Raw genomic sequence first — 8,479 nt, 5'->3', positions numbered from 1 at the left:
CCCCCCCCCCCGCCCGCGCGGGCCCCCCCCACCCCGCGGCGCCGGGCCGGGGCGGGGGGGCCCCCCACGGGCGGCCCCCCCGCCGCCGCCGCGGTTGCGGCAAACGTTTCCCGCGCGGCTTGCTGCGCGCGCCGGCACTCAATTTTCGTCGCGCGCTGCCGTTATAAGAGGGAGTCCACCCAACGCGGCCGCCTCCGGCGGATGGACGTTCACGAGGATCACGACGGATGACCACGAATATCTTCTCGATCGGTTTGAGCGGTTTGCAGGCGGCCCAGATCGGTATCGCGACTGCGGGCGAGAACATCAGCAACTCGAGCACCGCGGGTTACGACGTCGAATCGGCGGACTACACCGAGGCCACCGGCCAGAACTCGGGTTCGGGCTATATCGGCAACGGCGTGACCACCGCGACGATCACGCGCGCGTACAGCCAGTACCTGACCACGTCGCTCAACAACGCCCAGTCCACCAACAGCTCGCTCACGGCCTCCTACAATCTCGCGACGCAGCTCTCGAATCTCGTGGGCAGCCCGACCTCCGGCATCGCCTCGTCGATTACCGCGTTTTTCACGGGCATGCAGACGGCCGCGAACTCGCCCTCGGACACGTCGACGCTCCAGACCGCGCTTTCCGACGCGCAGACGCTCGCGGCCGAGATCAACGAGACGGGCCAGCAATACGACGCCATGCGTCAGAGCGTGAATACGCAGCTTTCGAACGCGGTGTCGCAGGTCAACACCTATTCGCAGCAGATCGCGCAGCTCAATACGCAGATCGCTTCGGCGACCACGGCGGGCCAGCAGCCGAACCAGTTGCTCGACGAGCGCGACCAGGCCGTGGCGAGCCTCTCGCAACTGGTGGGCGTGCAGGTCGTGCAGAGCAACAACGGCAGCTACAGCGTCTTTCTCGGCAACGGTCAACCGCTCGTGACGGGCGCCCAGAGCTACAGCCTCACCACGCAGCCGTCGAGCACCAACTCGTCCGAATTCACCGTGGCCTGGAGCGGCCTCACGGGCTCGACCACGACGCCGCAGCCGCTTTCGTCGGCCGCGCTGCAAGGCGGCACGGTGGGCGGCCTCGTGTCGTTCGTCACGCAGACGCTCGACCCGGCCCAGGCGCAGCTCGGCGCGATCGCCACGAGCTTCGCGGCCCAGGTCAACGCGCAGAACGAAGCGGGCTATACGGCCAGCGGCGCGGCGGGCGGGGCGCTCTTCTCGGTGAGCCCGGCGCTCGTCACCGGCAACACGAACAACACGGGCAGCGCCTCCGTGGCGGTGACGCTGACCGACCCGACGCAGCCGCCCACCGACAACTACGCGCTTTCGTACTCGACCGCGAGCGGCACCGGCACCTGGACGCTCACCGACACGACGACCAACGCGGTCGTCGGCTCGACCACGACCCAGCCCAGCACGGCCAACCCGTTCCTCGCGGGCGGCATGAGCATCACGTCGACCGGCACGATGAACAGCGGCGACTCGTACTCGATCCAGCCGACGGCCAATGCGCTCGACAGCTTCGGCGTCGCGACCACGGACGCGAGCGCGATCGCCACCTCCTCGCCCGTGCTGGTCGCGGCGAGCAGCACGAACACCGGCTCGGCCACGATCACGCAGTACTCGACCACGGCCGGCTTCACGGTGCCGAGCAGCCCTGTCGCGCTCACGTACACGGCGCCCACGGCCCCGGCGACGAGCGGCACGCTCTCGGGCTTCCCGACCGGTACGACCGTGAGCGTCACGACTCCCGGCTCCAGCACGCCCACGACGGTGACGATCGGCTCCGGCACGCCGCCCGCCACCGGCGTGAGCTACGACCCCAGCACGGGCGCGACGATCACGATCACGGGCCCGGCAGCGGACGGCCTGAACAACGTGAGCTTCACGATGACGGGCACGCCCGCGACCAACGACACCTTCACGATTTCGGCGAATACGGGCGGCACCCAGGACGGCAGCAACGCGCTGGCGATCGCGAACCTCGCGTCGAGCACGGCGTTCACGGGTACGACCACGCTCACGAGCGCGTACGCCAGCTACGTGAATTCGGTCGGCAACACGGCGACCCAGCTCGACGCATCCAGCACTTCGCAACAGTCGCTCGTCACGCAGCTCACGTCGCAGCAGCAGTCGGTGGAGGGCGTGAACATGGACGAAGAGGCGGCCAACCTGGAGCAGTACCAGCAGCTCTATCAGGCCAACGCCAAGGTGATCCAGACCGCGGCGACGATGTTCCAGACCCTGATCGGCATTTTCGCAGGCGCTTGACCGGCATTTTTTATTGAGGCGTTGACCCATGCGTATCGCGACTTCCGAGCTCTACACCTCCAGCCTCATGAACATGGAGAACCAGCAGGCCCAACTGCTGCAGATCGAGCAAGAGGTGTCGTCGGGCCAGGCGATCACGAGCCCGGCGGAAGACCCGGTGGGCGCAGCCCAGGCCGTGCAGCTCTCGGCCACGAGCGCCACCCTTTCGCAGTACACGGCGAACCAGAGCACGGCGCTCTCGTCGCTGCAAACGGAAGGCACGGCACTCACGAGCATCACGACCACGCTGCAGAGCGCCAATTCGGCCATGCAGTCGGCCATGAGCGGCACGATGAACAACGCGGATCTCTCGGCGCTCGCCCAGCAACTGGAGGGCTACCGCAGCGAGCTGATGTCGTATGCCAACACCACGGACGGCTCGGGCAACGCCATCTTCTCGGGCTTCCAGAGCACGTCGTCGGTGTTTACGAACAACGCCAGCGGTATCGGCGTGACCTATAACGGCGACGCGGGCCAGCGCATGATCCAGGTGTCCGGCTCGAGCCAGATCGCCGTTGCCGACCCGGGCAGCTCGGTGTTCATGAGCGTGCCCTCGGTGGGTTCGGCGGCCGTGCCTGCGGGCAACGCAAGCAACTCGGGCACCGGCACGATCAGCGCGGTCACGGTGACCAACGCTTCGGCGTCCACCAACAACGACGACTACTCGATCGCGTTCAGCACCGACCCGACGACCGGCGCGCTTGCCTACACGGTGACCGACAGCACGGCCGGCACCAGCGTGGGCCCCACGGACTATACGGCCGGTTCGGCGATCCCGCTCGGCAGCGGCATGAACGTGACGATCTCGGGCACGCCGGCCGTCGGCGATTCGTTCTCGGTGCAGCCGGGCACTTCCTCGGCCTACAGCGACGTGTTCGCCACGCTCGACAACGTCATTGCCGCGCTCAACACGCCGTCGCAGAACAACACCTCGGCGAGCGCGAACCTCGACAACGCGCTCACGACCGGCATGACCGCGCTCAGCAATTCGCTGTCGAACGTCACCACGATCCAGGCCTCGGTGGGGGGCCGCGAGCAGGAAGTCGAGGCACTGCAGACGGTGACCTCGACGAATTCGCTGCAGGTCTCGACCAACCTCTCGAACCTCACGAGCACCGACATGACCTCGGCGATCACCCAGTACACGGAAGTGGAGAACGCGCTGACGGCCTCGCAGAAGACCTTCGCGGCAACCCAGAGTCTTTCGCTCTTCAACTACATCAACCCCTGAACTGCCGGCCTGAGTCAGCGCTTCGGCACTGACTCAGGCCCCTTCTGCTACCACCCGCTACCTCGCCGAACCCAACGCCGTCGCCACACGCCCCATCTGGTCGATGCCGGCATCGAAGAGCCGCGCGAAGAACGGGATCAGGTTCGGCACCATCATCAGCGCGATCAGCATCCCCACCAGCGTCGTCAGCGCGAAACCCACCTGGAAGATACCGATCTGCGGCGCGGCGCGGTTCAGGATGCCGAGGCACAGATTCGAGATCAGCAGCGCGACGATCACGGGCAGCGCGAGCAGGGCGCCCGTGGCGAACAGGACCGAGCCCCAGTCCGCGATCTGGCGCCAGCCCGCCGCGCCCAGCACGTTCGCGGCAATCGGCACCGACTGGAACGAGTCCACGAGCGCGGCGATCATCTGCAGATGGCCGTCGAGCACGAGGAACGTGAGCATCGCGATGGTGTTGAGCAGGCTCGAGACCGCCGACGCGTTGGTGTCCGCCTGCGGATCGAAGAAGCTGGCGAAGCCGAGTCCCATGCCGAGCCCCATGAGGTCGCCCGCCGTCATGACGATGCCGAAGACGATCTGCATGATGAAGCCGAGCGCCACGCCGATCAGGAACTGGTTTGCGAGGATCCACACGCCGTCGGCCGAAAACACCGTGGCCTGCGGCATGGGCCCGAGCGTGGGCGCGACGATGAGCGTCGTGAACGCGGCGAGGCCGATCTTCACGCGCGCCTGCAGCGACGCGTTGCCCAGCACCGGCGCGGCGGCGATCAGCGCGAGGATGCGCGCGAACGGCCACAGGAATGCGGTGAGCCAGGCGTTCATCTGGGCGTAGGTGACCGTGAACATCGTGCGCGAGTCGTGCGGAAAACCCGGGTGGCGGCGCGCCGCGCTAGCCCGCTAGCGTGGGAATGCTCGCGAATATGCGGTGCATATAGTCGACGAGTGTCGTGAGCATCCACGGCCCGGCGATCACGAGCGTCACCGCAATGGCGATGAGCTTGGGAATGAACGTGAGCGTGGTTTCGTTGATCTGCGTGGCGGCCTGGAAGAGGCTCACCGTCAGGCCGACCACGAGCGACACGAGCAGGAGCGGCGCGGCGAGCAGCATCGCGATGTACATCGCCTCGTGGGCGAGGGTCATGACCATTTCGGGCGTCATGGGCGGGTCTCCTCAGGTGAAGCTCTGCGCGAGCGAGCCGATCAGGAGCTGCCAGCCGTCCACGAGCACGAACAGCATGAGCTTGAACGGCAGCGAGATCGTCGTGGGCGAGACCATCATCATGCCCATCGACATCAGCACGCTCGCCACCACGAGGTCGATGATGAGGAACGGGATGAAGATCGTGAAACCGATCTGGAAGCCCGTCTTCAGCTCGCTCGTGACGAAGGCCGGCACGAGCAGCGTGAGCGGCACGTCTTCGGGCCCCTGCATGGGCCCCGCGTGCGAGATGCGTGCGAAGAGCGCGAGATCCGACTCGCGCGTCTGCCGCAGCATGAAGGTCTTGAAGGGCGCGACGCCGCGCGAGACCGCCTCGTCCATGGGCAGCGTGCCGGCCGAGAAGGGCTTGTAGCCGTCGTTGTACGCCTTGTCGATCACGGGCGACATGACGAACAGCGTGAGAAAGAGCGCGAGGCCCACGAGCACCTGGTTGGGCGGCGTCGTGGTCGTGCCGAGCGCCTGGCGCAGCAGCGAGAGCACGATGATGATGCGCGTGAAGCTCGTCATCATCAGCACCATCGCCGGCAGGAACGACAGCATCGTGAGCAGCAGCATCGTCTGCACGCTCAGCGAGTACGTCGTGCCGCCGCCCGGGCCCGGGCTCGTGTTGAAGGCGGGCAGGCCCATGGGCTGGGCGGCCTGCGCGAGCGCCGCATGCGGCAGCGCGAGCGCGAGCGCCGCGGCGCCGAAGGTCAGCAACGCTGCCAGCCTCGTTGCCAGCCTCGCGGGCGGCACGCCGGACAACCGGGCCCGCGCCCGCGAGACGATGCGCGCGCGGTGCGGCGCGGCGGGGAGGGAACGGCTGTGCATTTACTGCGCTCCGGCGTCGTGACGCCTGAATCGTTTGCCGGCTTCGCTCTTCAGCGCGTCGCGAAAGCGTTGCCCGAAGCTGCCCGATAGCGGGGCGAGGGCCGTGGCGGCCGCCGTCTGCGGCGCGGCGCCGGCCGGCATGGTGTGGAGAAGGCGCACGTTGCCGGGCGCGGCGCCGAGTACGAGCCAGGTATCGCCGATCTCGACGACGGCCACGCGCTCCTTGCCGCCGAGCGAGGTGCCGCCGACGGTCTTCACGAGCGCATTGCGCTGGCCACCCTGCACTCCCAGGCGCCGCGCGAGCCACGCGCAGCCGAACACCACGGCGATCACGAGCGCGAGGCCGAACACGGTTTGCAGCACGGCGCCAAAGCCGAGCGCGGGAACGGCGCTGCCCGCGCCGAGCGTCGCGGCGCCCGAGGCCGCGGATGCGCCGGAAGCGGAGAGGGCGGCGGCATTCACCGCCTTGAGATCGGCCGCGTGCGCGGCGAGAGGGACGGCCGCACCCGACAACGCGATTGCGCTGCCGGCCAGCCCGAGGAGACGCCAGGCGGCGTGCGCCGCCCGGCCGCCGCGTGCTGCCAGCGGTTTCATCGGTTGAGCTTCCGGATCCGCTCGGCGGGCGTGATGATGTCGGTGAGGCGGATGCCGAACTTGTCGTTCACGACCACCACTTCGCCCTGGGCAATCAGGCAGCCGTTCACGAGCACGTCCATCGGCTCGCCCGCGAGGCCGTCCAGCTCCACCACGGAGCCCTGCGCGAGTTGCAGCAGGTTGCGGATCGCGATCTTGGTGCGCCCGAGCTCGACCGTCATCTGGACCGGAATGTCCAGGATCATGTCGATGTCGTTGCGCGTGTTGGTCGGGCTCACCTTCGAAAGCGGCTGGAACACGCCCGCGGACGTTGCCGGCTGCGTGTCCAGCTCATGGCCGTTCTGTTCGGCGAGCGCGCTCGCCCAGTCGTCCAGCGCGTCGTCCTGCGTGGCCGCTGCGGCGGCGTCGGCGCCGCTTTCGTGGACCGGTTCGTCAGCGGGCGTGGCGTTCACGTCACTCATATCCACCTTCCTTCATCGTGTCGGCTGCGCTGATCATCTTCTGGACCCGCAACGCGTATTGACCATTGAAAATTCCGTAGCCGCATTCCATCACCGGCACGCCGTCCACCTTGGCGACGATGTGCTCGGGGATGTTGAGCGGCAGCACGTCGCCCTTCTGCATGTTCAGGATCTGCTCGAAGGTGACTTTCGCCTGGGCGAGATCGGCGGTGAGCTCCACTTCCGCGGCCTGCACCTGCTGCGAGAGCACGCGCACCCAGCGGCGGTCCACGTCGAGCGCTTCGCCCTGGATGGGCGAGGCGAGTATGTCGCGGATCGGCTCGATCATCGAGTACGGCATGCAGATGTGCAGCGTGCCGCCCGTCGGCCCGAACTCGATCGAGAACTGCGTGACGATCACGATCTCGTTGGGCGTGGCGACGTTGGCGAACTGCGTGTGCATTTCGGAGCGCACGAATTCGAACTGCAGCGGGCGCACGCTCTTCCACGCCGTGGTGTAGTGCTCGAACACGAGATTGAGCAGCTTGCCGATGATGCGCTGCTCGGTCTGCGTGAAGTCGCGGCCTTCCACGCGCGTGTGAAAGCGCCCGTCGCCGCCGAACAGGTTGTCCACCACGAAGAACACGAGGTTCGGGTCGAACACGAACAGCGACGTGCCGCGCAGGGGCTTCACGTGCACGAGGTTCAGGTTCGTCGGGATGGGCAGGTTGCGCGTGAATTCGCTGTACTTCTGCACGCGCACGGGCCCGACCGAAATTTCGGCGGTGCGGCGCATGAAGTTGAAGATGCCCACGCGCAAGAGGCGCGCAAAACGCTCGTTGATGATTTCGAGGCCGGGCATCCGGCCGCGGACGATGCGTTCCTGCGTCGCGATGTTGTAGGGGCGGACGCCCTTGTTCTCGGACTGATCCTGGTCCGAGTCGACTTCGCCGGTGACGCCCTTGAGGAGGGCATCGACCTCCTCCTGGGACATGAACTCGCTGTGGTTCATGCTCATGATGCGTAGCTCTCCCCGCCTGGGACGCGGCGCGCGCGCGCCGTACGTGAGCTGTGCGGCGGCGTGCGTGGTTGCGATGCGCGCTGGGTCATGGGTGTTCGCTCACTGCACGACGAATTCGGTGAACAGCACGTCTTCGACGTGCGCGGGCGTGCCGTGCGGCTCGGTCGGCTGGGCGATCAGCGCGGCCAGCTCGGCGGCGAGCGCGTGCTTGCCGTCGAGCGTGGCGAGGTCTTCGGGATGCTTGTTCGAGAGCGCGAGCAGCACGCGGCTGCGAATCTCGGGCATGCGGTCGCGCAGGGCGTCCTGGGTCGCGAGCGTGTCGAGCTTCAGCGTGAGGCCGATGCGCAGATAGTGCGTTTCGCCGTCGTCGGACTGCAGGTTCACCGTCATCGGGTCGAGCGCGAAGTACACCGGCACGGCCGGAACCGGCGCGCTCGGGGTCGCGGCGGGGGCGCTGGCCTCGTGCCGCTGCATCACGAACCAGGTCGCGCCGGCTGCCGCGCCGGCGGCAAGGAGCGCGATCAGGGCGATCACGATGAGGCGCTTCATCGGGCCGGGTTTCGCGCTCTGGGGAGCGGCTTGCTGGTTTGCGGTCGTGGTGGCCATGTGCGTTGTGAGCCTTGCGTACGGGCTGGGATGCGGGCTTGCGGGCCGTTAATCCCGGGAGCTTGCATTGTTCTGGCTTTTGGCTTGCAGCGATGGGAGGAATAGAAGGGGGATTTCCGGCTATCTCGTGCTTTTGTTGCGCGGGCCGCGCAAGGCCCGCGCAAGGCCTCGCAACGCATGCGGCGGCGCGGGCGCGGCCTGAATGCGCCGCGCCTTGTCTCGTCCCGCGGACCGGTTAAAGGGGAG

The 8,479-nt window shown here is 67.5% G+C and carries 9 protein-coding genes; 2 read left to right on the top strand and 7 right to left on the bottom strand.

Annotated features, from left to right (window positions below; translation table 11 throughout):
- Positions 1-227 precede the first annotated feature (227 nt).
- Together flgK and flgL are read left to right on the top strand one after the other, a co-directional pair.
- On the top strand, positions 228-2,270 hold the full coding sequence (gene flgK, locus V8683_RS16730) for a flagellar hook-associated protein FlgK (RefSeq protein WP_411188177.1): 2,043 nt from the start codon (positions 228-230) through the stop codon (positions 2,268-2,270).
- Between the two features lie 28 nt (positions 2,271-2,298).
- Positions 2,299-3,540: a flagellar hook-associated protein FlgL gene (gene flgL / locus V8683_RS16725; protein WP_411188178.1), complete on the top strand. Its 1,242-nt coding sequence runs from the start codon at positions 2,299-2,301 to the stop codon at positions 3,538-3,540.
- A gap of 57 nt (positions 3,541-3,597) precedes the next feature.
- Here the strand turns inward: flgL and fliR are convergent, their stop codons facing one another.
- The 7 genes from fliR to fliL all read right to left on the bottom strand — a co-directional run bounded on the left by fliR (position 3,598) and on the right by fliL (position 8,233).
- Positions 3,598-4,389 (bottom strand): flagellar biosynthetic protein FliR, encoded by a 792-nt coding sequence (fliR, locus tag V8683_RS16720; protein ID WP_411188179.1) that lies wholly within the window; start codon positions 4,387-4,389, stop codon positions 3,598-3,600.
- A gap of 43 nt (positions 4,390-4,432) precedes the next feature.
- Positions 4,433-4,702 carry a flagellar biosynthesis protein FliQ gene (gene fliQ / locus V8683_RS16715; protein ID WP_411188180.1) on the bottom strand — a complete coding sequence of 90 codons (270 nt, stop codon included), beginning with the start codon at positions 4,700-4,702 and terminating at the stop codon, positions 4,433-4,435.
- A 12-nt stretch (positions 4,703-4,714) separates the two neighbouring features.
- Entirely contained in the window at positions 4,715-5,572 is an 858-nt protein-coding gene (gene fliP / locus V8683_RS16710) for a flagellar type III secretion system pore protein FliP (RefSeq protein WP_411188181.1), read from the bottom strand.
- Entirely contained in the window at positions 5,573-6,166 is a 594-nt protein-coding gene (gene fliO / locus V8683_RS16705; RefSeq protein WP_411188182.1) for a flagellar biosynthetic protein FliO, read from the bottom strand. It abuts the gene before it with no gap.
- The gene (gene fliN / locus V8683_RS16700) at positions 6,163-6,627 is read right to left on the bottom strand and encodes a flagellar motor switch protein FliN (protein WP_411188183.1); all 465 of its coding nucleotides are present in this window, start codon (positions 6,625-6,627) and stop codon (positions 6,163-6,165) included. Before fliN ends, fliO begins: the two co-directional genes overlap by 4 nt.
- Positions 6,620-7,618, bottom strand: a complete 999-nt coding sequence (fliM, locus tag V8683_RS16695) for a flagellar motor switch protein FliM (RefSeq protein WP_027792989.1) — start codon at positions 7,616-7,618, stop codon at positions 6,620-6,622. Before fliM ends, fliN begins: the two co-directional genes overlap by 8 nt.
- 108 nt (positions 7,619-7,726) lie before the next feature.
- Positions 7,727-8,233 carry a flagellar basal body-associated protein FliL gene (fliL, locus tag V8683_RS16690; protein WP_411188184.1) on the bottom strand — a complete coding sequence of 169 codons (507 nt, stop codon included), beginning with the start codon at positions 8,231-8,233 and terminating at the stop codon, positions 7,727-7,729.
- Positions 8,234-8,479: the final 246 nt, after the last annotated feature.

It is taken from the genome of Paraburkholderia sp. AV2 (assembly GCF_054968425.1).
The sequence above is the reverse complement of the archived record's forward strand: the minus strand, read 5'-3'. Positions and strand labels throughout refer to the sequence as shown.

What these genes read in the sequence shown, in the direction of transcription:
- fliP (WP_411188181.1), bottom strand. Translation starts at nt 5,572, where the DNA reads ATGCACAGCCGTTCCCTCCCCGCCGCGCCGCACCGCGCGCGCATCGTC.
- fliO (WP_411188182.1), bottom strand. Translation starts at nt 6,166, where the DNA reads ATGAAACCGCTGGCAGCACGCGGCGGCCGGGCGGCGCACGCCGCCTGG.
- flgL (WP_411188178.1), top strand. Translation starts at nt 2,299, where the DNA reads ATGCGTATCGCGACTTCCGAGCTCTACACCTCCAGCCTCATGAACATG.
- fliL (WP_411188184.1), bottom strand. Translation starts at nt 8,233, where the DNA reads ATGGCCACCACGACCGCAAACCAGCAAGCCGCTCCCCAGAGCGCGAAA.
- flgK (WP_411188177.1), top strand. Translation starts at nt 228, where the DNA reads ATGACCACGAATATCTTCTCGATCGGTTTGAGCGGTTTGCAGGCGGCC.
- fliM (WP_027792989.1), bottom strand. Translation starts at nt 7,618, where the DNA reads ATGAACCACAGCGAGTTCATGTCCCAGGAGGAGGTCGATGCCCTCCTC.
- fliQ (WP_411188180.1), bottom strand. Translation starts at nt 4,702, where the DNA reads ATGACGCCCGAAATGGTCATGACCCTCGCCCACGAGGCGATGTACATC.
- fliR (WP_411188179.1), bottom strand. Translation starts at nt 4,389, where the DNA reads ATGTTCACGGTCACCTACGCCCAGATGAACGCCTGGCTCACCGCATTC.
- fliN (WP_411188183.1), bottom strand. Translation starts at nt 6,627, where the DNA reads ATGAGTGACGTGAACGCCACGCCCGCTGACGAACCGGTCCACGAAAGC.